Annotated in this window: 18 protein-coding genes; 4 read left to right on the forward strand and 14 right to left on the reverse strand. The window is 75.0% G+C overall.

Annotated features, from left to right (window positions below):
* The 3 genes from ACWD3O_RS11330 to ptsP form a co-directional block, all read left to right on the forward strand.
* Nucleotides 1-185 (forward strand): hypothetical protein (locus ACWD3O_RS11330; protein ID WP_451415711.1); only part of this gene is annotated, 185 nt, incomplete at its 5' end.
* A gap of 233 nt (nt 186-418) precedes the next feature.
* A complete protein-coding gene (locus tag ACWD3O_RS11335; RefSeq protein WP_451413966.1) occupies nt 419-868 on the forward strand; it encodes a PTS sugar transporter subunit IIA in 450 nt (149 codons plus the stop codon).
* Nucleotides 869-988: 120 nt separating this feature from the next.
* Nucleotides 989-2665: a phosphoenolpyruvate--protein phosphotransferase gene (ptsP, locus tag ACWD3O_RS11340; RefSeq protein ID WP_451413967.1), complete on the forward strand. Its 1677-nt coding sequence runs from the start codon at nt 989-991 to the stop codon at nt 2663-2665.
* Nucleotides 2666-2723: 58 nt separating this feature from the next.
* Here the strand turns inward: ptsP and ACWD3O_RS11345 are convergent, their stop codons facing one another.
* From ACWD3O_RS11345 to ACWD3O_RS11375, 7 genes are all read right to left on the reverse strand, one after another.
* Nucleotides 2724-3611: a hypothetical protein gene (locus tag ACWD3O_RS11345; RefSeq protein WP_451415827.1), complete on the reverse strand. Its 888-nt coding sequence runs from the start codon at nt 3609-3611 to the stop codon at nt 2724-2726.
* Nucleotides 3612-3746: 135 nt separating this feature from the next.
* On the reverse strand, nt 3747-5714 hold the full coding sequence (locus tag ACWD3O_RS11350) for an acetoacetate--CoA ligase (RefSeq protein WP_451413968.1): 1968 nt from the start codon (nt 5712-5714) through the stop codon (nt 3747-3749).
* Nucleotides 5715-5853: 139 nt separating this feature from the next.
* On the reverse strand, nt 5854-6390 hold the full coding sequence (locus ACWD3O_RS11355) for an NUDIX domain-containing protein (RefSeq protein WP_451413969.1): 537 nt from the start codon (nt 6388-6390) through the stop codon (nt 5854-5856).
* A gap of 81 nt (nt 6391-6471) precedes the next feature.
* Nucleotides 6472-7281, reverse strand: a complete 810-nt coding sequence (locus ACWD3O_RS11360; RefSeq protein WP_451413970.1) for a M15 family metallopeptidase — start codon at nt 7279-7281, stop codon at nt 6472-6474.
* A 236-nt stretch (nt 7282-7517) separates the two neighbouring features.
* Nucleotides 7518-7931, reverse strand: coding sequence for a DUF742 domain-containing protein (locus ACWD3O_RS11365; RefSeq protein ID WP_451413971.1), 414 nt, complete (start codon nt 7929-7931; stop codon nt 7518-7520).
* A gap of 9 nt (nt 7932-7940) precedes the next feature.
* Nucleotides 7941-8372, reverse strand: coding sequence for a roadblock/LC7 domain-containing protein (locus ACWD3O_RS11370; RefSeq protein ID WP_451413972.1), 432 nt, complete (start codon nt 8370-8372; stop codon nt 7941-7943).
* Nucleotides 8369-10834 (reverse strand): nitrate- and nitrite sensing domain-containing protein, encoded by a 2466-nt coding sequence (locus ACWD3O_RS11375; RefSeq protein WP_451413973.1) that lies wholly within the window; start codon nt 10832-10834, stop codon nt 8369-8371. The genes ACWD3O_RS11370 and ACWD3O_RS11375 overlap by 4 nt, the downstream gene beginning before the upstream one ends.
* Nucleotides 10835-11085: 251 nt before the next feature.
* On the opposite strand from ACWD3O_RS11375, the gene ACWD3O_RS11380 reads away from it, so the two are divergent.
* Entirely contained in the window at nt 11086-11520 is a 435-nt protein-coding gene (locus tag ACWD3O_RS11380) for a hypothetical protein (protein ID WP_451413974.1), read from the forward strand.
* 365 nt (nt 11521-11885) lie between these two features.
* On the opposite strand, the gene ACWD3O_RS11385 is transcribed toward ACWD3O_RS11380, so the two are convergent.
* From ACWD3O_RS11385 to ACWD3O_RS11415, 7 genes are all read right to left on the reverse strand, one after another.
* Nucleotides 11886-16745 carry a hypothetical protein gene (locus tag ACWD3O_RS11385; protein WP_451415712.1) on the reverse strand — a complete coding sequence of 1620 codons (4860 nt, stop codon included), beginning with the start codon at nt 16743-16745 and terminating at the stop codon, nt 11886-11888.
* 105 nt (nt 16746-16850) lie between these two features.
* Nucleotides 16851-17741: a hypothetical protein gene (locus ACWD3O_RS11390; RefSeq protein ID WP_451413976.1), complete on the reverse strand. Its 891-nt coding sequence runs from the start codon at nt 17739-17741 to the stop codon at nt 16851-16853.
* Nucleotides 17742-17816: 75 nt separating this feature from the next.
* Complete coding sequence (locus ACWD3O_RS11395) at nt 17817-19346, reverse strand: hypothetical protein (RefSeq protein WP_451415713.1); 1530 nt, start codon at nt 19344-19346, stop codon at nt 17817-17819.
* A 59-nt stretch (nt 19347-19405) separates the two neighbouring features.
* Nucleotides 19406-20248, reverse strand: coding sequence for an SGNH/GDSL hydrolase family protein (locus ACWD3O_RS11400; RefSeq protein ID WP_451415714.1), 843 nt, complete (start codon nt 20246-20248; stop codon nt 19406-19408).
* Nucleotides 20249-20892: 644 nt separating this feature from the next.
* Nucleotides 20893-22053, reverse strand: coding sequence for a glycosyltransferase (locus tag ACWD3O_RS11405; RefSeq protein WP_451413979.1), 1161 nt, complete (start codon nt 22051-22053; stop codon nt 20893-20895).
* Complete coding sequence (locus ACWD3O_RS11410; protein ID WP_451415715.1) at nt 22050-23177, reverse strand: glycosyltransferase family 4 protein; 1128 nt, start codon at nt 23175-23177, stop codon at nt 22050-22052. Before ACWD3O_RS11410 ends, ACWD3O_RS11405 begins: the two co-directional genes overlap by 4 nt.
* A 656-nt stretch (nt 23178-23833) precedes the next feature.
* Nucleotides 23834-25252, reverse strand: a complete 1419-nt coding sequence (locus tag ACWD3O_RS11415) for a HEAT repeat domain-containing protein (RefSeq protein WP_451415716.1) — start codon at nt 25250-25252, stop codon at nt 23834-23836.
* Nucleotides 25253-25402: the final 150 nt, after the last annotated feature.

Consider the following 25402-nt stretch of genomic DNA (forward strand, 5'->3'; position numbering starts at 1 on the left):
CTTCGTTTCCGACTCTATCAGACCGTTTCCGTTCCGATTTCCTCGGTGCTTTCCAGTTCCAGCACCACTTTCGCGGCGCTTTTCCTTTCCGGCGGATCCGACTCTATCAGTCTTTTTTCCTCTTCGATCACCGCTCCCGGCTCATGCCGGAAAGGCGATCTCGGATGAAGATCAGCAAGATCTGAAGGATTCGGGGTGCTGCTCGGGTGGCGGAGGTGCGATCTCTCGCGGTCGCTCGTCCCGAACAGGTGTAAGACTCTACACACCTCTGGCCCTCGGAGGCAAATCGCTCACGGGGACCCTCTTCCGGCCCCACAGGGGGTCAAGACCCGGATTCGGGGCAACCCCCGACATACGCTGCCTTCTCGTGCAGCGTCCCTCACCGCTGTGACCCCCGTCGGCTCTGGAGGCCTCTCTGATGCTCACCGTGACGTCGCCCCTCGCGGGCCGGGTCGTCGCTCTGGAAACGGTGCCGGATCCCGTCTTCGCGGAGGCGATGGTGGGTCCAGGTGTGGCGGTGGAGCCCGCCGCCGGCACGACGGTGACCGTCGCGCCGATCGACGGGATCCTTGTGTCGCTCCATCCCCATGCCTTCGTCGTGGTGTCGGACGGCGGCCAGGGCGTGCTCGTGCACCTGGGGATCGACACCGTGCAGCTGAACGGCGAGGGGTTCGTGCCGCTGCTGAGGAAGGGCGACTCCGTGCGCCGTGGGGACGGGGTCGTGCGGTGGGACCCGGGGGCCGTCGTGGCGCGGGGCAAGTCACCGGTCAGTCCGGTCATCGCGCTCGAGGCCATGGCCGACGCCCTGTCGGGGATGCCGGTGGACGGCCCCGTCACGGCGGGCGACCAGCTCTTCGCCTGGGAGTGACCTGGACGCCGCCGCGCCGCCGCACGCCTGTGCCGCGTGGGCGGAGGGCCGTCACACTGGCAGGCAGTGATCAACCGGGCGCGACCAGCGGGGTGCGCTCTCGCACGAGTGGACGGTGAGATGGAGACGACGCTGCGAGGCGTGGGAGTCAGCCACGGTGTGGCGGTGGGCGAGGTCCGGCACATGGGGACCGCCGTGCTGGAGCCGCCGGCCCGGCAGATCCCCGGGGGCGAGGCCGAACGCGAGCAGCGGCGCGCGCGCCAGGCCCTGCACGCGGTGGCCGCGGACCTCACCGCGCGGGGAGTCCTCGCCGGCGGTGACGCGCAGGCGGTGCTGGACGCCCAGGCACTGATGGCCCGGGACCCGGAACTGCTCGCCGACGTCGAGCGGCGGATCGCCGTGGGCAGCACCGCCGAGCGGGCCGTCTACGACGCCTGTGCGGCCTACCGGGATCTGCTGCTGGGGGCGGGCGAGTACCTGGCCGGCCGGGTCGCCGATCTGGAGGACGTCCGCAACCGGATCGTCGCGCGGCTGCTGGGGGTGCCGATGCCCGGGGTGCCGGACAGCGACGAGCCGTACGTGCTGGTGGCACGGGATCTCGCTCCGGCGGACACGGCCCTGCTGGACACGGCCCTGGTGCTGGGCATCGTCACGGAGGAGGGCGGGCCGACCAGCCACAGCGCCATCCTGGCGCGCGCCCTCGGGGTGCCGGCGGTGGTCGGGGTGCTGGGAGCGGCGGGTCTGCCGGAGGGGGCGGTGCTCGCCGTGGACGGCAGCACGGGTGAGGTGGTCGTCGATCCCTCTGAGGCACGGCAGGAAGGGCTGCGCGCACTGGCCGAGCAGCGGAAGGCCGAACTGGCCGCGGCGAAGGAGCCGGGGCGCACCTCGGACGGGCACCTGGTGCCACTGCTGGCCAACATCGGCGCCCCTGCGGACGTCCAGGCGGCGGTGGAGGCCGGTGCCGAGGGTGTGGGGCTGTTCCGGACCGAGTTCTTCTACCTGGACGACACCGGTGCGGCCGAGGCTCCCTCCGAGAGCCGGCAGGTTGAGGCGTACCGGGAGGTGCTCGCCGCCTTCCCGGGCCGGCGGGTGGTGGTGCGCGTGCTGGACGCCGGTGCGGACAAGCCGCTCGGCTTCCTGACCCCGGTGGACGAGCCCAATCCGGCCCTGGGCATGCGGGGGGTGCGCACGTTGCTGGAGCATCCCGAGGTGCTGCGGACCCAGCTGCTGGCGCTGACGAAGGCGGCGGAGGGCCTTCCGGTGCACCTCGAGGTGATGGCTCCCATGGTGGCCGACCGGGCCGACGCGCGGGCCTTCGCCGAGGCGTGCCGGGCGGCGGGGCTCCGGGCGTCCGTGGGCGTGATGGTGGAGACTCCGTCGGCGGCGCTGCGGGCCCGTTCGCTGTTGCGTGAGGTCGAGTTCCTTTCCGTCGGGACGAACGATCTGGCGCAGTACGCCTTCGCGGCGGACCGGCAGGCGGCGACGCTGTCGCGACTGCAGGACCCCTGGCATCCCGCGCTGCTGGACCTGGTGGCGATGACCGCCGAGGCGGCCCGTGCCGAGGCGAAGAGCTGTGGGGTGTGTGGTGAGGCGGCGGCGGATCCGCTGCTCGCCTGTGTGCTGACCGGGCTGGGGGTGACCTCGCTGTCGATGGCTCCGGCCGCGCTGGCTCGGGTGCGGGCGGCCCTGGCCACGTGCACGCTGGCGCAGTGCCGCCGGGCGGCCGCGGCGGCGCGGTCGGCGGACAGCCCGGAGGAGGCCCGGCTGGCGGCGCGCGCGGTGCTGTCCGGGGAGTGATGGGAGTGACGGCCCGCCGCGCGCGGTGACGGCGGGCCTTGCCGATCCGCGCCCGCCGTCAGTGCGGGTGGTGGGGTTCCACGTGGAGTTCGGGCGGGGCGCAGTAGTCGACGCCGGACTCCGGAGGGATGGGTTCGCCGGTGGTGACGTCGGTGCAGTAGGCGTCGAAGACCTCGCCGGCGGTGAGGGGTTCCAGTCCATCGGGACGCAGGCGCCAGCCGTGGACGCGGTCGGGCCTCCCGGGGGCGACGGTGCGCAGCACCAGGCCGCCGGGGCTTCGGGTGGCGAGGCCGAGGGCGAGGACGGCCGTGAATTCCAGGGCCTCGCCCTCGTCGATCTCGATCTCGCCGTTCTCCTCGCGGTCGGCCTCCAGGACGCTGAAGAGCGAGTGCGGCACGGTGCCGATGCTGCAGACCAGGTGGAGGGTGCCGGGTGCCGCCGTGTCGAGGGCGGCGCCCAGGACGCGGGCCGCCTGGGCGAGGGCGAGGCGGCCGCGGTCCTCCCCGCAGGTCGGGCAGGGGCCGAGGCCGGCGAGGATCTGGGTGGCGTACTCCCAGGTGGCCTGGCGGACGGCCTCTCCGACCAGGTCGGGGAGCAGGTCCTCGAGGGGCCGGCCGTCGTACGGCACGGTGGGGCCGGTGCCGGCGAGTTCGGCCGTGAAGCGGGCGCGGCTGGTCACGGCGTCCGGGTCGAGTCCGGTGACCTCGCAGTACGCGGCGTACTCGGCCGGGTCGAAGAGGGCGACATTGGTGTGGCTGCCCTGCGCGGCCCTGGACCGCAGGAGCGCCTCCATCTGGAAGAGGTACGTCCGGTGGTCCGCGAAGGCGGCGAAGCTGCGGTAGCGCCGCATGATCTGGAAGTCGTGCTCGTCGGTCAGCAGGCCGACGGTGCCGGCGATCTCCTGGCGCAGGACGCGGCGGAGGCTCTGGGTGCCGGTGTGCCGGATGCGGGTGGTACGGGCCATGATTCCCCCATGTGTGCGAGCAGTCGAACGATGCTCACTCACCGTAACGGCCGCCACTGACAGTCACAGGTGCCGAGGGTGGCGGTGGGGGAATCCGGCCCGTACCGGGGCGGTGGCTCAGGCCCGCTTCCGGGCCAGTTCCTCGTAGAAGGCGAGCAGGCCCACGTCGTCGATCGAACCGGGGTTGACGGCCTTCTCCAGGGAGACGCCCTGGAGCAGCCGCTTCACCGGGACCTCGATGCGCTTGCCGGTGAGGGTGTGCGGGACGCCGGGGACCTCGATGATCTCGTCCGGGACGTGGCGGGGCGAGAGTTGCTCGCGGATGGTCCGCCGCACCTTGTCGACGAGTGCGTCGTCGAGGACGGCGCCCGGCGCGAGGTGGACGAACAGCGGCATCCAGTAGCCGCCGTCGGGCTGTTCCACGCCGATGACCAGGGATTCCTTGATCTCCGGGAGTCGTTCGACCGCCTCGTAGATGTCGGCCGAGCCCATGCGGACGCCCTGCCGGTTGAGGGTGGAGTCGGAGCGGCCGTGGATGATCACCGAGCCGCGGGAGGTGATGGTGATCCAGTCGCCGTGCCGCCAGACGCCGGGGTACGTGTCGAAGTAGCTGTCGTGGTACCGGCTGCCGTCCGGGTCGTTCCAGAAGTGGACGGGCATGGACGGCATGGGATTGGTGACGACGAGCTCGCCGACCTCGTCGACCAGCGGGTTGCCGCTCGGGTCCCAGGACTGGAGGTCGGTGCCGAGTCCGGCCGCCTGGAGTTCGCCGATGTGGACCGGGAGGGTGGGGACCGCGCCGGCGAAGCAGGAGCAGACGTCGGTGCCGCCGCTGACGGAGGCGATCCACAGGTCCTCGCGGACCTCGTCGTGCAGCCAGCGGAAGCCGTCCGGCGGGAGCGGGGATCCGGTGGTGGCGACGCAGCCGATCCGGGACAGGTCGTGGTCGCGGCCCGGGTGGACGCCGGCCTTGCGGCAGGCCATGACGTAGGCGGCGGAGGTTCCGTAGAGCGTCGCGCCGGTGAGTTCGGCGATGCGCCACTGGGCGCCGGTGTCCGGGTAACCGGGGCTGCCGTCGTAGAGCACCACGGTGGTGCCGGTGAGCAGGCCGGAGACGAGGAAGTTCCACATCATCCAGCCGGTGGAGGTGTACCAGAAGAACCGGTCCCCGGGCCCCAGGTCGCAGTGGAGTCCCAGCTGCTTGAGGTGTTCGACGAGGATGCCTCCCTGGGACTGGACGATGGCCTTGGGCAGACCGGTGGTGCCGGAGGAGTAGAGCACCCACAGCGGGTGGTCGAACGGCACCTGCTCGAAGACCGGCTCGGTGTCCGCGGAGGTCAGCGCGGACCAGTCGAGGGCGCCCTCGGGGGCGTCGGTGCCCAGCAGGGGGATGTGCACGACGGCGCGCAGCGTGGGCAGTTCGCGGCGGAGTTCGGCGACGGTCTCGCGGCGGTCGTGCTCCTTGCCGCCGTAGCGGTAGCCGTCGACCGCGAAGAGGACGACGGGCTCGACCTGCTGGAAGCGGTCCAGGACGCTGCGGGCGCCGAAGTCGGGCGCGCAGGAGGTCCAGACACCGCCCACGGCGGCGGTGGCGAGGAGGGCGACGACCGCCTGCGGGACGTTGGGCAGGTAGCCGCTGACCCGGTCGCCGGGGCGGACGCCCAGGGCGCGGAGCTCGGCGGCCAGCGAGCCGACCTGGCGGTTGAGTTCGGCCCAGGTGACGGTGCGCGGGTCCTGGCTCTCGTCGACGTGGAGCAGGGCCGGGTCGCCCGGGCGCTCGGCGGCGGCGCGCAGGGCGTGCTCCGCGTAGTTGAGGGTGGCGCCGGGGAACCAGGTGGCACCGGGCATCGAGCGGTCGGTGAGGACGCCGGTGGGTGGGGTGGAGAAGCGGACGTCGAACCACTCGGTGACGGCCGTCCAGAAGGTCTCCAGCTCCTCCACGGACCAGCGGTGCAGGGCGGGGTATCCGCCATCCGCGGGGGCTCCGTGGTGTTGGGCGGCCCAGGCCTGGAACCGGGTGATCCTGGCCTCGGCGGCCCGCTCGGGCGTGGGCTGCCAGAGCGGGGCGGGGTTCTGGGTGGGCATGGTGCGGCTCCGGGGATCCAGCGCGGGTGGGGCGCATGACGCGGCTGACACTGGACGATGCCATGTGATCGTCTTTCGTACCAGGGTGCGCCCCACATAGTCACCGCCTGATGTGTGGGGCGGCCCACCACGGGCGGACTCAGGCGTAGCGGCCCTGGAACCAGTTGCGGACGGCGACGGTGTGCAGCGGGAAGCACAGCTCGGCGGGTTCCCGCAGCAGGGTGCGGGCCGAGGTCTCGTCGGTGGGGACGAAGGGCGGGAGGGAGGCCGCCGGGCGTTCGGGGAGCAGGCCGAAGACCAGCAGGTGTCCGCGGGGGGAGCTCAGCACGTCGGCCGGCCGGACGTCGCCGGGGTCGGCCACCAGACCGGTCTCCTCGTGGAGTTCGCGGGCCACCGCCTCGCGCCAGTCCTCGGCGTGGTCGATGAAGCCGCCGGGCAGCGCGGTGCCGCCGAGGGCCGGTTCGATGGCCCGGACGATGACGACCAGGCCTCTGACCTCCTCGTCGTGGACCGGCTGGAGGGCGACGGCCACCGGGAGGGGGTTGCGGTAGGCGACGGTTCCGCAGGCGGGGCAGGTGCGGGGCCAGCCGGAGACGCCCTCGCCGTAGCGGGTGCCGCAGGCGGAGCAGTGGAAGCCCGGCGGGTGGACGGCGGCGGGGTGCTGGATCGCGGACACGGCCGGAATGTATCCGATCCGCGTCCGGAACGGGGCGAGGGCGTCTCGATGTGTGGCAACAGGCGTGGCGGGGCGGTGGGTTCAGCGCGCGGGGGTCAGGGACGCCTTGGAGACCGGGAAGTCGAAGTAGGTGTCCGGGTAGAGCTCCGGCTTGAAGGTGTAGTGCCACCATTCGTCGGCGTAGTTGACGAAGCCGAGGTCCTCCAGGGTGTCCTTCAGCAGCAGCCGGTTGGCGCGCTGCACGCCCTGGATGCGGGGGTCGAGGGTGTGGGAGAGGGTGTCGAAGCAGTCGTAACCGGTGCCCATGTCCAGCGAGTTGTCGGGGAAGCGCTGCTCCTCGGGTGCGAAGCAGGGCACCAGGGGACGGCTGGGCACCCACGGCTTGTCGGGCTTGGCCGGCAGCTTCACCACCGTCAGGTCCACCGTGGAGCCGCGGCTGTGGCCGGACCGTTCGGCGATGTAACCGTCGGGGAAGAGGCGGGACTTGTCGAGGTTGGGGTAGAACTCGGCCTTCATGGCCGTGTCCTGCTCGTCCTTGGCCCAGCGGACGAAGTGGTCGACGGCGCGCTGCGGTCGGTAGCAGTCGTACACCTTCAGGCTGTAGCCCTGGGCGCGCAGACGGGTCTGGGCCTGGCTCAGGGCCTCGGCGGCGGGGCGGGTGAGGATGCAGATGGGCTGCTGGTAGCCGTCGATGCGCTCGCCCACGAAGTTGTGCGGGGTGAAGTAGCGGACCTCCTCGATGATCGTGGGGTCCACGGTGCTGAGGGCGACGAAGTCGTCCGGCGCGTGCGGTTCCGGGGCGGCCTGCGCGGTGGCCGCGCCCGCGGTGACGGTGAGCAGGGCGGCGGCGGAGGTGGCCACGGTACGGGCGATGACGGGGGCTCTGTTCATGGTCCCTCCGTCTATCAGGGCGCGGGCGTCGGAGGGAAGGGATCACCCGCGAATCCAGGGGCCCCTGACCGGCCCGGATGCGGTGCGGACCCGCCGAGGAAAATCTTGCCGAATTTTGAGGCATGACTTCCCCAGGAGCGGGAACAAGTGGCCCACGCCCGGTACTCGTGCCGGGCACGGCGCGGCCCGTACCCCAGTCGGCGGGGGTACGGGCCGCGTTCGTTCGCCGCCTGCCGCTACAGGGCGCGCAGGCCGGCGATGACGTCGCGCAGCACCGTCTCGTCGACGGCCTCGACCAGGCGGACCGGCGGCTGGACACGGATCAGGCCGTTGTCCAGCAGGTCCGAGAGCAGCACCCGTACGACCCCGACCGGGAGGTCGAGGTCGGAGGCCAGGTCGGCCACGGAGCAGGCCTCGTCGCGGCACAGACCGAGCACCGTCAGATGTTCGGGGACGAACGCGGCGACGACCTCCGGGTCCATGTCCTGCTCGTTCACCGGCTGCGTGGTGACCATGGCGGTCAGCGGCAGCCGCTCGCAGGACGCCGCGGCCGTACGGCCCCGGGTCATGGCGTACGGGCGGACGACCGGACCTGCGTCGTCGTCGAACCACTGGGTGGAGTCCCCGTCGACGGGACCGTCTGCCTTCATGCCCGGTCCCTACCCTCCGGCGACTATCTCGTCGCGGGGGGCGGTGCTCAGGTGCGAACCGACCTTCCGCACCAGGAGGGTCATCTCGTAGGCCACCTGGCCGATGTCGGCGTCGGCGTCGGCGAGCACGGCCAGGCAGCTGCCGTCGCCGGCCGCGGTGACGAAGAGGAACGCCTCCTCGAGTTCCACCACGGTCTGCCGGACGGCGCCCGCCTCGAAGTGGCGTCCCACGCCCTTGGCCAGGCTGTGGAACCCGGAGGCCACCGCGGCCAGGTGCTCGCCGTCCTCGCGGGTCAGCTCCTTGGAGACGCCCGTGGCCAGGCCGTCACCGGAGAGCACCACGGCCTTGCGGATGCTGGTGACGCGTTCCACGAGGTCGTCCAGCAGCCAGTTGAGTCCCCCCGAGCTCTTGCCCGCCTCGAACGGGTGTGCGGCTGTCATCGATCATCCACCTTCGTCGTTGCTGCTACGGGTCCGGTCGGCGCTCCCCCGGGCGCCTCCCGGTACGCGGTTTCCGTGCCGGCGTCCCGGCCGGCCTCGGTCTCCGCGGAGTCGTTCTCCGCGCGTCCTCGCCGCCAGCCGTGCTGGAGCGAGGACATCCGGTCGCGGACCTCGTCCGCGTCACGGGTGTCGGGCGCCTGGTCCCGGTCCCGCGGTCGCGCCCGCTGCCCGGCGGCGTCGGCCGGCGGTTCCTTGAGCTGCGGAGCGAGGTTGGCCTGGCGGACCCGACGGGGCAGGCCTCCGGGCGTGCGGGGCGGCTCGGCCTCCGGGCGCACCGGGCCGCCCTGCCCGTCCCGGCCCTCCTCGTCGGGCACGGCGGCGTGCTCGGTCGCGGGCTCGGCGCCGGCCTCGCCGCGCGCCGGCCGGCTCGCGCCCCGCCGGGGCAGCTCCCCGCCGAGCGGCGTCTCCGCCGTCTCCTGGAGCGGGATGACCTCGACCAGTTCGAGCTCACCGGTGCGCTCGGCCTCGGAGAGCCGCTTCCGGGCGGCGCCGTCGAGGCGCAGGCCCGAGCCGTCGGTCTCCGGCCCCTCGTCGGTGAGCAGGCTCTCCGGCAGCAGCACGACGGCCGTCGTGCCGCCGTACGGGGAGGGCTGGAGGGTGACCCGGACGTGCTGGCGCCGGGCGAGCCGGCTGACCACGAAGAGGCCGAGCCGGTCGGTGTCGGAGAGCTCGAAGTCCGGTGTCTCGGCGAGGCGCTGGTTGGCGTCGGCGAGCGCGTCGCCGGCCATGCCCAGGCCGCGGTCGTGGATCTGCAGGACGAACCCGGCCGGCAGCCGCTCGCCGATGACCTGCACGGCGGTGTGCGGCGGGGAGAACACCGTGGCGTTCTCGAGGAGTTCGGCCAGCAGGTGGGTGAGGTCCGCGACGGCGGGCCCCTTGACGAAGAGCCGGGGCAGCCGGCGTACCTCGACCCGCTCGTAGTCCTCCACCTCGGCGGCCGCGGCTCGGACCACGTCCATCAGGCGCACCGGCTTGCGCCACTGGCGCGCGGGCGCGGCGCCGGAGAGGATCACGAGGCCCTCCGCGTGGCGGCGCATGCGGGTGGTGAGGTGGTCCAGGCGGAAGAGGTCGGCGAGTTCGTCGGTGTCCTCGGCCCGGCGTTCCATGGTGTCGAGGAGGGTGAGCTGGCGGTGCAGCAGGACCTGGCTGCGGCGGGCCAGGTTGACGAAGACCTCGGCGACGCCGGCGCGGAGCTCGGCCTGCTTGACGGCGGCCTGGACGGCGGCGCGCTGCAGGGAGTTGAGGGCCCGGCCCACCTCGCCCATCTCGTTCTCGGGGAACTCCCGGGCGGGGATCTCCGCCTCGACGTCGATCTTCTCCCCGCCGGACAGGCGCCGCATGACGCCGGGCAGCCGGACGTCGGACGCCTCGTGCGCCTCCCGGCTCAGGCCGCGCAGGTCACGGACCAGGCCACGGCCGATCCGGACCGACACCACCACGCTGACCAGGACGGCGAGCAGGCCGAGGATCGCTCCGGCGACGACCTTGAGGATGATGTTGCGCGCGACCGGGCCGACGCGGTCCTGGTAGCGGTCGGCGGTGTCGTCGTTGAGCTTCTGCAGTTCGGCGAGGGCGGTTCCGGCGGTGTCGTCCCAGGCCTTGGCGGTCATCCGGCCGTCGCCGTCCCGGGCCCTGAGTTCGGCCTTGTGGAGCGCGGTGGCGGCCTCGCCCTCCCAGTAGCTCTCGTGCCGGGTGCGGTCGGTCTGCGGAAGCATCGGCAGACTGACCTCCTTGAGCATCGAGCGCTGGGCGACCAGGTCGGTGATCTGGAGGACTTCCTTGTCGCTGGGACCGCCCGCCAGCAGGGCGGAGCCGAGCAGGGCGTCCTCGCGCGCCATCATTTCCCGGAGCCGGAACAGGTTGACCACGGCCCTGGCCTGCTGGTCGAGTTCGACGGTGTCGGCGGCGGGGAGCGCGGTGAGGAGTTCGAAGCACTCGTCGATCAGCTTGTTGTAGGACTCGTACGCCTTGACGCGGTCGGCGGCGCCGCGGTCGACGGCGCTGCGCGCGGTCTCCACGGCCCAGAAGGTGTCGAGGACCTGGTCGAGGTGGCGGCTGGACGTGGGGCCGAGGGCCTCGCGGACCTCCTCCTTGGCCGCGTTCTCCCGGACCGCCTCCATGGCGTCGTCGGTGGGGTTCCAACTGTCGGTGACGAGGTGGATGTTGGAGGACTCGGGGCTGGCGAGGTGGACGAGGGCCTGGCGGCGCTCGGCCTGCAGGGTGACGATCACCTCCTCCACCGGGTAGCCGATCTCCTCGACGGCCGTCGCGACCGTGAACATACGGTTGGCCTCGGTGGTGGTGAGGACGCTGGTGAAGGCCCAGATACCCGTCAGGGAAACCAGCGGCACGATCAGCAGAGCCACGATCTTCCTGCGGATGGACGTCCCGCGAAAGCCCATGGCCACCCCCACTTCAACCCCCCGGCCCGTACCGGGGGCACACCAGTGCGTCAACGAAACGGCGCGAGCCTACTACTGCGGGGGACCCGTCGAAGAGGAGAACGGACCGTGAAAATCCTTGTGACGACTGGTCCTGGGTAACAGTCAGGTGATTGCGGGAGATTTGTCTCCCGTTTCGGGAATCCTGTGGTCGCGCCGATCGTCCTCACCATGTGGGGGTATCAGCGTCCGGACGAAGGGGGTGTGCCGCGTTGCCGGACACTGCGGAGACGTTCGAGGAGAGCGGGCCGGAGGAGCAGGAGCGGCCGTTGTGGGTCGAGGTGCCCGCGCGGCGGAGGCGTCTGCCGGATCCGGTCCGGACCGCGGCGGTGCGGGCGGGCTTGATCGTGGCCGTCACCATCCTGTTGGCGGTCGTCGCGTTCCTGCTCAGCATGGCCAAGGCGTGGTTGGCCTTCCCCGCGGTGATCGCCGCGGTGGCGGGCATCGTCGCGGCCACCTGGGCGGTGCTCGACGTGTGGGTGACCCGCCAGGTGTGGAACCAGCGGTACGGGGTGGTGTCCGAGCCCAGCAGCACCGCGCGCCAGCTCCGTCGGGAGCGTCGGGCGGCGCGGCGCCAGGAGCGGGTGGCGGAGCGGGAGTTCCGGCGAATACGCCGGCACGGCGGGCAGGCGGCCAGGACAACCTGACGCCGCCGCGGCCTGCGCCGCCGCGGTGCACTCCCGGGCTTCGGCCCGCGCGGCCTGAGGCTCTGCCGGGCTGCGGGCCGCGCCGCCTGGCCGCTCTGTCGGACTCGCGCCGCGCGGACGGCCTGTCGGACTCGGACCGCGCCGCTCGGACGACCTGTCCAGCTTCGGCCTGGGCCGCGGGGACGGCATGCTCCGCTTCGGCCCGGGCCGCACGGCCGGTCGGCTCGACTTTGGCCCGCGCCCGCGCGGATGACCTGCCTGGCTTCGGCCTGCTCGGCTCTGGCCGCGCCGTGTGGGCGATCCAGCGGACCTCGGCGCGTGTCGGCGGGGGCGGGTCGTGCGAGGCCGCTCGGGACCGCGCCCCGTCAGGTGGACGGCGTGCGGCGGAACATGCGGGTCGCGGTGATCTCGCTGTGCACCGTCTCCCCTTCCGCGACCGGCTGGGGCAGCCCGGGGCGCAGGTGCTCCTCGACGCTGATGTACTTCAGGCCCGCCCGCAGGTCCGCGTCGTTGCGCATCCTGATCACCAGCGGGAACTCGGCCAGCGCGGTGGTGTCGAACAGCCCCGTCGTGTAGAGGAGCTGGACGCCCAGCGCGTCGGCCACGGCCCGCTGGAGCTCCAGGAGGTAGGTGGCGTTGGCGCGGCCGATCGGGTTGTCCAGGAAGAGCGTGCCGGCGTGCCGGTGCCTGTCGCGGCCCCGGTCGTTGGAGCGCAGGGCGGCCATGGTGCAGTACAGCGCGATGGCCGCGGTGAGCAGCTGCCCGCCGGAGAACACGTCGCCCATCTGACCGACGGGGACCCGCTCGGCGCGGAGCACGGCGTCCGGCTTGAGGATCTCCACGGCGACGCCCTTGGGGTGCAGCGCGGCGGCCACACCGCGCAGCAGCAGTGACATCCCGTCGCGGCGCAGGTCCGAGTTCTTCCGCAGGGCGGCCCGGGTCGCCTCGTCGACGACCTCGCCGAGCCGTTCGGTGAGGGTGGCCTGGTCGGGCTCCTCGAAGCGGATCCTGAGGAACTCCTGGCCGGACCATTCGCCGAGGCCCTCGGGCAGGCGGGACAGGCGCTGCGCCGAGCGCAGGGTGGCCAGCGAGGTCTCCACCAGGCCGCGCAGTCGGTCAACGATCGAGTCGCGGTTGCGCTCGAGCTGTTCGAGCTCGTCGGTGAGCACGCGCAGTCGCGGGGCGAACGCCTCGGCCCAGGCCCGGGCGTGGTCCGGCAGTGCGGCGGCGGGCAGTTCACGGATCTGCTGCCGGGCGGGAGTGCGGACCTGCTCGTAGCGCACGGAGTTGGCGTGCCGGACGAGGATGTCGCCGGCCTCGCGGACGGCCGCCTCGGCGGCGGACAGGTCGGCGGCGCAGCCGCGCAGCGAACGGCGCGCCTCGGCCGCACCGCGGCGGGCCTCGGCGAGGTCGCCCGGGTAGGGCTCCGGTTCTTCGGCGTCCTCCTCGGCGGACTGGTCGCGCAGCAGGTCACGCAGCAGGGCGGCGGTCTCGTCGAAGCCCGAGGCGGCGTCCTCGGCGGCGCGGTGGTCGTCGAGGAGGGCCGCGTGGGTCTCCCGTGCCTCCCGCAACGCCTCGGTGTGGGCGGCGAGTTCGGTGGTCGCGGCACGCAGCAGTGCCTGGGCGTGCTCGGCGTCGCGCGGAACGAGTTCCTCGGGGAGGTCGGTGTGGTGACCGCCCTCCTCGGGCGCCAGCCGTTCGGCGTCGCCGCGCAGGCGGCCGAGCTGCTCGCTGGCCTGCGACATCCGGGTCTCGAGGACCTGGACGAGTTCCTCGGCGCGGGCGGCGGCGGCCTGCCGGGAGGGGCCGTCGGCGCCGTCCGGGGAGGAGAGCAGCTGGTCGGCGCGGGTGCGGACCTTGTTGCTGAGGCGGTCGAGTTCGGCGCGGGCCGCGCTTTCGTCGCTCTCGGCGCGGGCCTGTTCGGCGCGCAGGTCGGCGCCGACGCCCACCTTCTCGTAGAGCTGGGAGGCGGCCCGGTATGCCTCGCGGAGGGCCGGCAGTGAGGCGGTGGGCGCGTCGTCCGCCGAGTCGGGACCCTCGCCGAGGTCCTCGGGCGCCCCGGCGATCTCGGCCCGCTCGGCGCGCAGGGCCCGGGCGGTACGGCGGGCGTCGTCGGCGGCCCGCTGGGCGGCGCGGCGGTCCTCGTCGGCGGCACGGGCGCGGTCCAGGCATGCCTGGGCGCGGGCCTCCGACTCGGCGGCCTCCTCGGCGAGTTCCCTCAGCCGTGTCTGCCAGCCGGCGCGCTCGCGCAGGCGGGAGGCGAGTCCGGCCAGGGCGTCGGCGGCACGGCGGGCGCGCTGGGCGGCGTCCTGGCGTTCGTCGCGGAGGCCGGCCGTCTCGGCGGCGGCCTCCTCGGCCTCGGCGCGCGCCGAGCGGGCCCCGGCGAGTTCGGCCTCGGTCTCCTCGGCGAACGCGGCGGCCGTGTCGGCGGCGTCCGCGAGTTCGGCGAGCCGTCCGGCGGGGCAGCCCCGGCGCCAGGAGGCGAGCCGGGAGGCGAGTTCGCGGTCCTTGGCGAGGCGGCCGGCCAGCGCCCTGATGTCCTCGTCACGGCGGGCGGCGCGCGCCCGCAGCGCCTGGCGTTCCTCGTCCGCGGCGTGCTCGTCGTGCATGGCCGGGTTCGGCGGGACGAGGAAGACGGCCTGGTCGGCCGCCGCCGGGTCGGGCGTGGGCGCGAGGAGCGCGGCGGCGGTGCCGACGGCCACCGTGGAACGGGGCAGCAGCGCGGCCTCGGCGAGCACCTCGCGGGCGCGGGCGTGGGAGTCGGGGTCGGTGATGATCACGCCGTCGACGAGTTCCGGGCGGGCGGCCAGGACGCGGGCGTGGTCGACGGGGTCGACGGCCTGGGCGAGGTAGCGCCAGCCGGGCAGCGCCGGGACGCCCTGTTCGCCGAGGTACTCCACGGTGGCGAGCACGTCGGGGCCGGGCGGCAGCAGGCCGCCGTCGCCCAGGGCGCCCAGGATCCGGGCGTCGTCGGCGGCGGCGGTGCGCAGGTCGAAGAGCTGGCGTTCGGCGGAGGCGACCGCGTCGTCGAGCATGCCGCGCAGGTCGTCGGCGAAGCGGTCGAGCTGTTCGGCGGTGAGGCGGCCGTCGGTGACCGCGGCGGTCGTGGCGGTGCCCTGGCGCCCGAACACCGAGGCCGAGGCCGAGGCGGGGGCCGGGGCCGCCGAGCCGGCGGAGCGGGATCCGTCGGGCGCGACGGCGCCGGCCGCCGCGCCCGTACCCGTGCCGACCGAACCCGTACCGTCCGTACCCGTGCCGACCGCTCCCCCGCCGGCAGCTCCCCTGCCGCCCGCCGCCGTGCCGTCCTCGCCCGTGCCGTCGGCTCCGTCGGTGCCGCCCTGGCGCTGGCCGGGGACGGTGGTGCCGTGCGTCCGGGCCGCCGGGGGCAGGCTGAGCAGTTCGGCCAGCCGCTCCTCGGCGGCCAGGGCCTCGGCGGTGCGCCGCTCCGCCTCGTGGGCCCGGAGCGCGGCGGTGGCGGCGTCGGCGGCGCGGGCGGCGGTCAGCTCGGCGCGGGACTCCGCGGTGGCGGCCTCGCGGGCCCGTTCGGCCGCGCGGCGGGCGCTCTCCCGGGCTTCCTCGAAGACGGCGAGGGCGCTCTTGGCCGCCTCGCCGGCGGCCAGGGCGGCCTTCGCCGGGTCCGCCTCGCGGGCGCCGTCGTCGATCCATCCCGCGCCCACCGCCTCGGCCGTCTCCTGCTCGACCTCGGCGAGCCGCTGGCGCAGGTGTCCCGCCTCGCTGCGGGCGCGCTGGGCCTCGGTGGCGGCGGCCGTTCCGTCGCGGTAGGAGGTGTCGCCGAGTTCCTGGAGGGCGGCGGACCGCTCCTCCTGCTCGTTGGCCTGGTCCTCGGCCCGTTCGGCCTCCCCGTGCAGGGCGCGCACCAGGTCGGCGGCGGCCCGGGCGCGGGCGGCCAGCGCGGGGGCGGCGTCCCGTTCGGCCTCGCGGATGGCGGCGGCGACGCGGGCGGAGCGGTCGGCGGCGGCGCGGTGGCGCAGCACGGCCTCGGTAGCCTGCCAGGCGGAGTGCAGGGTGCGGGCGTCGGCCAGTTCGCGCTTCTGCGCGGCGGCCGACTTCTCGGCCGCCGCGAGCGACAACGAGGCGTGGCGGTAGGCGAGTTCGGCGGCGATCAGGGCGCTGCGGGCACGGGTGCCCTCCGCCTCGGTGACCGTGTGGGCCGCGGCGGTGACCCGCTGGGCCAGGTCGGCGGCGCGGGCGCTTTCGCGGCCGCCGCGGGCGGAGAGCCGCCGGGCGAGGGCGCGGGTGCGCCGTTCGGCGCCGGTGTGGATCTCGCGGGCGCGGGAGCGGGCGTCGGTGGCGTCGACGATGCGCTGGAGCAGTTCCAGCGAGCCTGCGGTGAAGTCGCGTTCGGCGATCAGTTCGGCGCGGCGTCCGAGCTTGTTGCCGAAGCCGGCGACCAGGTCGGCCAGGCCGTCGGTGTCGCGGGTGTCGGTGACCGCGCGCAGCAGCAGGTCGGTGAAGTCGGAGTCCTTCTTGACCGCGAAGAGACCGGCGGCCTCGCCCTCGTCGGCGTTCATCTCGCGCTGGTAGCGGAAGAGTTCGGGGTCGAGTCCGAGCTCGCCGAGGTGTTCGGTCCAGCGCTCGTGGATCTCCTCCCAGTGCACCTCGAGGTGCGGGTAGAACTTGCCCGCCTCGGTGACGGCGTCGCGGAAGCCCTTCATGGTGCGGCGGCGGCCGCGTGCTCCGGAGGCGCCCTCGGAGGCGGGGCGCATCGCGGTGGACTCGGCGACGGGCAGGCTGTCCAGGCTGAGGCCGGGGCCGGGCCGGAAGGAGTACCAGGCCTCGGCGAACTTCCGCGGGTCGCTGGAGACCTGGCGTCCGCGCCACTCGCTGACCTTGCCGACGACGACCAGTTCACCGGTGCGGGTGTGCTGCCACTCCAGGGCGACGTGGCCGCAGTCCTCGGCGAGCAGGAACTTGCGCAGCACGCCGGAGCTGGCGCCACCGAGGGTGTTGCGGTGGCCCGGCAGCATCACCGAGAAGATCAGCTTGAGCAGGACGGACTTGCCGCCGCCGTTCTCCAGGAAGAGCACGCCGGCCGGGGCCGGGCGGCGGGGCGGTCCGGAGGGCTCGTCCTGGAAGAACTCCGCCTGGGCTGGCGCCGGGTCGGGTACGGGCTCGCCCACGCCCCGGAGGTCCAGGACGGTGTCGGCGTACCGTGCGCCGGCCGGTCCGATGGAGTAGAGGCGGATCCGGGACAGCTCGTACATGGAGGCTCTCGTCAGTCTTCTGTGCGGCGTGCAGGCGGTGGGGGGCGGGGCTGCGGGCGGTGGGGACGGGGCTGCGGGCGGTGCGGGGACGCGGGCCGCGGGCGGTCAGGAGTGGAACGGCAGTCCCGCGTCGGCGACCAGGTCGAGGTCCTCGGTGTCGTCGGGGGGCAGCAGGGTGGCCGTGCCGTCGGTGACCGGGACCACGCCCAGTTCCAGCAGCTCGCTCATGGCCGCGCTGCCGGCCATGTCGCGTACCTGGAGCTGGTAGCGGGCGGTGGTGCGGTAGGTGCCGCCGCCCTCGTCGCCGGTGCGCTGGAGGAAGCCGGAGTCGGCGAGGAAGGCGACGGCCTTGGCGACGATGCCGGTGGTGGAGCCGGACAGGCGGCGGGAGTCCTTGGTGGCGCCCGTGGCGCTGCGCCGGGTCCAGACGCGCCAGGCGGCCTCGAGCCCGGGGGCGTCGCTGACCGGGTCGGTGTTCTCGCCCTGTTCCTCGGCGCGTTCCTCCAGGCGGCGGCAGGCCTGGCGGACGAAGGCGTCGACGCCGTTGACGGTGACCCGCCCGATGTAGCCGTCGTCGGCGAGGTCCTCCGGGCGGGGGAAGGCGAGCGCGGCGACCGCGAGGTGGGCCAGGCCGTGCAGGAACCGGTCGGCGGTGTCGGAGGAGGCGCGGCGCGCGTAGTCGCCCATGCGGACCGCGAAGACGGAGCCCTCGGCGGCGGTCACCGCCATTCCCGCGCGCGGGGACACCTCCAGCACGATGAGGCCGAGCCCGGTGGCGACGGCGTCGGCGAGCCGGGCGAACGGCGGGTCCTCGCGGTAGCGGCGCAGCAGGTCGGCGTACTCCTGGTCGCGGGCCGGCTGCAGTTTGGGCTGGAGGCCGAAGGCGACGAGGCGGGCGGCGTCGGAGGCGTCCGCGGGTGACACGGTGGGCGTGCCCGTGGCGGCGCCCTGCGGGGCGGTCGCCGTGGGGTCGCTCCACTCGGCGGACTCGGTCACTGCTGGTGCTCCTCGTTGGGGTCGGACACGGTCGTACGCGGGGGAAGTGCGGGCGGGGCGGGGCGCCGGCGGCGCTCAGGCGGGGTCGCGCCGGTCGGCCGCCATGCCCGCCGCGTCCAGCAGGGCGGTGCCCACTATCAGGTCGGCGCCACCGAACTCGGGGTCGTCGAGTTCGGCGCCGTCGTCGACCGCGAACAGCAGGCGCGGCTCGCCCTGCCGGTAGGCCGTGCCGACGGGCGGGCTGGCGGCGTGGACGGCGAGCAGGGCGACCAGGTAGGGCAGGTCGGGGTCCTGGCGGCGGGCCTCGGCGAGCAGGCCGGACAGGCGGCGGGGCGCGTCGTGCGGCAGGTCCAGCAGCTCGGTGGCGGCGGCCAGTTGTTCCTCGCTGAAGCGGCTGTCGTCCGGGGTGGCGATCAGGTCGGGCTCGGGCATCTCGGCGCCCAGGTGCTCCCGCTCGGCCGGCGGGGTGAGCAGCAGGTCGACCATGTCCCCCATGCGGACCGAACCGGGCGTGCGCAGGCCGACGCCGTGCGCGAAGAACGCGTCGGTGACCCGGATCGACTGCTCCACGGGCAGCGGCAGCACGGGGGCCAGGAGCTGCCCGTAGAGGTCGGTGCCGGCGGTGCGGGTGGGGGTGGCGAAGGCCTGGCGGTCCTGCTCGGCGCGGAACAGCGGGCCGGCCTCCAGGAGGCGGGACTGGAGCTGGGTGTGGCGGCGGATGCAGTCCTTGACGATGTCCACCAGTTCCGCGGCGCGGCGCTTGTGCCCGGGGTCCTCGGTCTCGTCGCGGGCCTTGCGGATGTTGGTGAGGATGGCGTTCTCGTGCCGGTAGCGGTCAGCCACGTGGTCGAGGGCCTCGGCGATCATGTCGGGCACGGTGTTCAGCCAGTCCACCGCGCGGACGTTGCGCCGGGTGGCCTCCAGGGCGCGGCGCAGCGTCTCGGAGTACTGGACGGTGCGGTAGCGGGCCTGTTCGGCGGCGAGCTGGGCGTCGGCTAGGCGGCCGCGGTTGATGAGGACCTCGAGCTTCACCTCGGCCGCGATCTGGGCGCTGGTCACGTCGGTGTCGAGGGCGCCGACCAGGACGTTGACCGCCTCGTCGGTGGTGCGCAGGTACACGCCGCCGCCGGGGCCGGGGACCTCCTCGATCAGCTTGAAGTCGTAGTCGCGGCGGACGTAGACGCCGTCGGCGGTGAAGGTGCCGTAGACGGCGCGGAAGCCGCGGTCCACGCTGCCGACGTTGATCAGGCTCTCCAGCACCCAGCGGGCCACCCGTTCGTGCTCGGTGGCGGGGCGGGTGGGGGCCTGGGCGGCGACGCGGGGGATCAGCCGGGCGACGATCTGCTCGTGGTCGGCGCCGGTGTCGAAGTCCATGGTGAGGGTGACCAGGTCGATGGCGGCGAGGGCCACCTCGGCCATGCCGTACACCGAGAACTCGCCCGACAGGTTGGCCTTGCGCGCGTCGAGGTCGTGCAGCGGGGCGGTGCAGGCGAGCGCGCGCAGGCGCCGGGCAAGCCCTTCGTCGGCCGCCGGGCCCACGGCGAGGCGCGGCAGCGCGGAACCGGGGCGGGGCAGTTCGACGGGGGTCGTCACGGGCGATGTCACGGTGCACAGCGTAGGTCCTCGGGGTGACACCGGTCGAAACGGCGCTTATGCGACGGGCGTCACCGGGACGGGGCAAGCGGTGGGGCCAGGGGTGGAGCGAGGGGTGGGGTGAGGGCGGCGAGTGCGGAGACGACGGCCCGTGAGGCCGCGCGGTCGAGGCGGGCCGTGGTGCCCAGCATCCGGTGACCGGTCTCCACGGCGGCCAGGCGCAGCAGCTGGGGCAGCAGGTCGACGCTCCGTCGGGCCACCCAGGCGGTGCCGCGGGTCGCCATCCACCACAGGCCGGCGGCGCGGGCGGGCGGCGGGAGGCGGGGCTCGGCGTCGGGCGGGGGCCCGTCGGCCATACCGGCGTCGGTGAGGAGGGCGTGGAAGGCGCGGGCGAGCGCGCGGTGGCCGCGTTCGCCCGGGTGCAGCCGGTCCACGCTCCACAGGGCCGGGTCGCCGTCCCAGGCGCCGTCCGCGAGGTGGAGGTGCAGCGCGCCGTGGTTGCCCGACAGGGCGTGCACCACCTCGTTGACGCCGCGCTGGCGGCGGGCCAGCGGGGCCGCGAGGGCGGACGGCAGGCGGAGCATGGCGCCGGGGTCCGGCAGGCAGGCGGTGAGCAGCGCGGATCCGCCGGTGGTGACGGCGGCGTAGACGGCGTCCAGGCGGCGGGCGACGGCGTGGAGGTCGAAGGAGCCGCGCAGGGTGTCGTTCACCCCGACGACCACGGAGACGAGGTCGGGCCGCAGCGCGAGGGCGGCGGGCAGTTGGCGCTCCCGTACGTCGCGGGTGAGGGAGCCGCTGACCGCGAGGTTGGTGAACTCCACGCGGTCGCCGAGCCCCTGGGCCAGCAGCGCGGCCCAGCCCCGCCGCCCCACCGGGTCCCCGACGCCCTCGGTGAGGGAGTCGCCGAGGGCCACGAACCGGAACGCCGCCGGGGGACGCGACGGCCGGCCCCGCGCCGGGGCCTCTGCCCCACGGGGCGGGAGCCCGCGCCTCCCCTGCTCGCCCTGCCGGTCGGGCCGGGCCCCGGCCCGGGCGGGGGCCGACGCCTCGGCCGACGGTGGCCGGGCGGACCCGCCGGGCGGTCCGGACGGCGTGGGGAAGATCGGCAGAGCGGGCGGGACGGACGGCGAGGGCGGGATCGGCGGACCGGCGGAACTGGACGGAGCGGGCGGGCCGGGTGGGGCGAAGGGAGCGGGCAGGCCGGGTGGGGCGAAGGGAGCGGGTGTCCCGAGCTGCGGAGGCACGGCGGGCGGCGCGGGCTGCGGAGGCACGGCGGGCGGCGCGGGCTGCGGAGGCGCTGTGGGCGGCGCGGGCTGCGGAGGCGCTGTGGGCGGTCCGGGTCGGCTCGTCAGGACGTCGGCCTGCAGCGAGGCCGCGGGCGGGCCGGCGGGCGGCCCCGGAACCGGCGGAGGCGGTGGCCCCGGAACCGGCGGAGGCGGCGACCCGTCCGCCGCGCCCGGGTCCCCGGGGACCGCCGTGGCCGCGGGCTGACGGCCCTCAGGCGGCGTGGCCGGGGACGCGGGGTCGCCGCGCAGGCCGCCCGGGGCGCGGTGGCCGCTCATCGGGCCGTCACCCGGGGAAGGGCGTCGTGAGCGCGGAGGAACGCCTGGATCGCGGTGTCCCGGTCGAAGGTCTCCGCGCGGGTCCGGGCGGCGGCCCGGCGTACCGGTTCGGGCACCGCCAGCACGCGGCGGACCGCGTCCGCGAAGCCCGCCCCGCCGTCCGGGGCCACCGCGCCGGACGGCCCGATCACCTCGGGCAGGGCGGAGGAGGCGCTGGCCACCACGGGCGTGCCGCAGGCCATGGCCTCCAGGGCGGCGAGCCCGAAGGTCTCGGCCGGCCCCGGAGCCAGGCACACGTCGGCCGCCGCCTGGAGCGCGACGAGCCGTGCCGGGTCGGCGACGTGCCCCAGGAACACCACGGGCAGCCCTTCCCGCTCGGCCCGGCGCCGAAGCCGTTCCCGCAGCGGCCCCTCCCCCGCGACGACCAGCACGGCCCGCTCCCCGTGCCGCAGCAGGACGCGCAGCGCGTCGAGCGCCGTGCCGGGGCGCTTCTCCACGGACAGCCGGGAGCAGAGCAGCAGCAGGTGCTCGTCGGCGGCCGCGTACCGGGCGCGTTCGGCCGGGTCCCGGAGCAGAGGGCTGCGGAGGGTCAGGTCGACGCCGAGCGGGGCGCGCACCACGTTGCGGACGCCGAGCCGCAGGAACTCCCGCTCGGCGTACCCGGTGGTGCAGACGACACGTGAATAGGCGTACGCGGTACGGAGGTTGAGGCGGTCGGCGGCGCGGCGCGCGGCACCGCCGGGCACGCCCCAGGTGCGCAGGACGCCCTCGGCGCTCTCGTGGGCGACCATCACCGCGCGCAGGCCGGCGCGGCGGGCCCACTCCCCCGTCCAGCGCAGGGTGGTCCGGTCGCTCACCTCCAGCCGGTCGGCGGCTAGGTCCTCCAGCAGGCCGGCGAGCCGCCGCCGGTCGGTGAGGACCCGGTAGCCGCCGGTGCCGGGCACCTCGATGCCGGGCAGGGTGATCACCCTGCCCTGCTCGGTCTCCACGTCCGAGTGGTCACGGCCCGGCACGACGAGCACGGGGCGGTGACCGGCGGCGGCGTACCCCGTGCCGAGTTCACGCAGGGCGGTGCGCAGTCCCCCGGAGTGCGGGGAGACGAAGTTGGCGAGCCGGACGATGGTCAGCGGCCGGCCGGTGGTCCGGGTGAGGCTCATGCGGCCACCGCCGTCCTGGTCCGCAGGACCTCCGTGTAGTGGGTCAGCAGCCTGTCGCCCACGGCCTGCCAGGTGCGTGTCTCGACGGCGGTACGGCCGGCCGCGCCATACGCGAGGCGCCGGGCTGGGTCGGCGGCGAGGGTCCGGACCGCCTCCCGCAGGGCGTCCGCGTCGAGGGGCGGGACGAGCAGGCCGGTCCGGTCCGGCTCCACCAGGTCGAGCGGGCCGCCCGCGGCGGGGGCGATCACCGGCAGCCCGCAGGCCATCGCCTCCTGGACGGTCTGGCAGAAGGTCTCGAACGGTCCGGTGTGCGCGAACACGTCGAACGAGGCGAAGACGCGCGCGAGTTCGTCACCGGAGCGGGCGCCGAGGAGGGTGGCGCCCGGCAGCGCGCGTGCCACGGATTCCCTGCTCGGGCCGTCGCCGACGATCACGACCTTCACTCCCGGCAGCGCGGAGACGCCGGAGAGGAGTTCGACGTGTTTCTCGGGGGCGAGACGGCCGACGTAGCCGACGATCACCTCGCCGTCGGGGGCGAGGCGGCGGCGCAGCTCCTGGTCGCGGTGGGCGGGGTGGAACCGGTCGGTGTCCACGCCGCGGGGCCACAGCCGCACCCGGGGGACGCCGTGCGCCTGCAGGTCGGCGAGGGCGGAGCGGGACGGGGCGAGGGTGAGGTCGGCGGCGGCGTGGACGCGGCGTATGCGGCGCCAGGCGGTGCCGGCTCCGGCGCCGACGTAGGTGCGGGCGTATCCGGCCAGGTCGGTCTGGTAGACGGCGACGGCGGGTATGCCGAGGCGGGCGGCGGCGGCCATGCCGCGGACTCCGAGGACGAAGGGGCTCGCCAGGTGCACCAGGTCGGGGCGGTACGCCTCCAGGACGGCGCCGACCCGACGACCGGGAAGGGCGACGCGGACCTGGGGGTAGCCGGGGAGCGGCACGGACGGGACGCGGACGACCGGGCAGGGGGCGAGCCGGTCGGCCTCCGGGGCGGCGGGACCGGCGGCCGGGGCGACGACGAGGGGGCTGTGACCGCGGGCGGCGAGGTGCCGGGCGGTCTGGTGGGCGCAGTGGGCGACGCCGTTGAGGTCCGGGGGATACGACTCGGTGACGATGACGACACGCATACGAGTGTTGTCGTCGGCGTGGGGGTGCGGGGGTCGACGGGGGTGTGTCCGGGGGCGGAACGTCCCGTGACGACCGTCCGCCGGGCGCGTGGGCCGCTTGCACGGCGCGGTGACGGGGCGCGCGGGCGGGGCCGGACGGGCCCCGTGGGCCGGCTGCGGAGGGCGGCACCGCGGCGGCGACGATGCCGTGCGCAGCTCCCGCCGAGCCGCCTCGGGCCAGGGTGGGTGGGGCATCACCTCACGCGGTGCGCGGACCCGGCGCGCGGGCCGGTTACACGCCGCACACCCGGTACGGCGGAGCCGACCGGGCGGCGCAGCGGCCAGGCGGGGCACACGGCGCGATGGCCCGCACCCTGCGGTGCGGGGCACGGACGTGCGGCGGAGCGGTGGGGCCACACACGGCACCCCGGACCGGAACTCGGCGGGGCGGCGCAGGCGCGGTGGGGCCACGCGGACACGGCACCTCGGAGCCGGAATCGGCAGGCGGCGCGGTGGGACGGCGGGGCCTTGGCGCGGTAGGGCGGTAGGGCCACGCAATACGGCACCCCGGCACCGCACGCGGCGGATGACGGCGCCGCACGCCCGTGCCGCCGCACGCGAAACCGCCGTAGAAGCCGCCCCCGCCCGTGCCGCTGGGGCACGGGCGGGGGCAGGGGTCAGGCGGCGGACTTGTCCGTGGCGATGCGCGTGCGCACGGCGAGCTGGACGTCGTCCTCCTCGGCGGGGTCGGCGGCCAGGCGGCGGAGGCGCTCGGCGACCCGCGCGTCCCCCGTCTCGGCGACCCGCGCGGCCAGCTCCCGCGTGGTCTCCTCGCAGTCCCACAGGCACTCCACCGCGAACCCCGCCGCGAAGGTGGGGTCGGTGGCGGCCAGGGCCCGGGCGGCCCTCCCGCGCAGGGAGGAGGAGGCCGTCTCGCGGTAGACGTGGCGCAGGACCGGCGCCGCGCAGGCGATGCCGAGGCGTCCGGCGCCGTCGACCAGCGTCCACAGAGTCGGTGCGTCCGGCCCCTCGGTCCGCACGGCGGCGCGCAGCGCGGCGAGCACCAGCGCGCCGTCGCGGGCCTCGCCGCGCAGCGCGAGGACCCGTCCGGCCGCCGCGCCGAGCGGGTCGGGCCGGTGCGACCAGGTGCGTGCCGCGTCGACGGCCTGGGCGGAGCGCATCCGCTCGAAGGCGTCCACGGCGGCGTCCTGGACCGCGGCGGTGCCGCCGGCGACGGCGGCCTCGATCAGGTCGAGGGCCTGCGGGTCGCCGGTGTCGGCGAGGTGCCGCAGGGCGGCGCAGCGGGCGCCGTCGGGGCCGGACCTGGCGGCCTCGATCAGTTCGGGGCGGTCCTCCGGGCCGGCCACGGCGAGCAGGCAGCGGGCGGCGGGCGCCTGGAGCTGGACGCCTCGCTCGGTGCCCTGCTGGGCCCACTCGAGGATCGCGCGGACGCTCCAGGAGGGCCGTGGGCCGGTGGTGTCGAGTTGTCGTTGCCAGCGGTCGAAGCTGGCGGCCTCACGGGCGGCGCGGATCCGGTCGCGGACGGCGGGGCGCGGGTCGTCGGCCCACAGCCGCCAGGGCCGGGGTTCGAAGGCGTCGCGCACCACGGTGGCCAGTTCGGCGTCGCCCTCCGGGCCGGCCGGGAAGCGGGCCAGCACGGGTTCGGCGAGGGAGCGCAGGCCGGCGTCGTCGTCGCGCAGGGCGAGTTCGTCGAGGGCCCACGCCCAGTTGGAGCCCTGGGCGGCGTAGCGGCGCAGCAGCTCGAGGGCGTCGCGACGGCCGTAGGAGGCGAGGTGGCCGAGGACGGACAGGGCGAGCCCGGTCCGGTGCTCGTCGGCGTCGAGGACGTCGGCGGGTCCGAGCAGGTGGGCCTCGATCGCCTCCAGGCCCCCGTCGAGGTCGAGACAGAGCCGGGCGTAGTAAAGGGAGCGGTTCTCCAGCTGCCAGTCGTGGCGCGGGTCGTTGAGCACACACCGGTCGAGGGCCGCGAGGGCCTCGGCGCGGGGGGCGGTGAGCGCGTGCAGGGTCCCGTCGCCTCGGCCCCTCTGGAGCAGGCCGAGCAGGGTGCCACTGGGCGCTATGACCGGATCGAACATGGGAAACAGCCTCACATCAAGCGTCGACGCAACCGGGAGATCACTGCACCTGGCCGCGACAACACGTCCGGGCTCCCGCCGTTTTCTGCTCGTGGTAGACCATTTTCCTCTGCCTCTCGTCGGTGGTCCTCGCGGACCGGTCACGGGCCA

Source organism: Streptomyces sp. NPDC002640 (assembly GCF_053592575.1).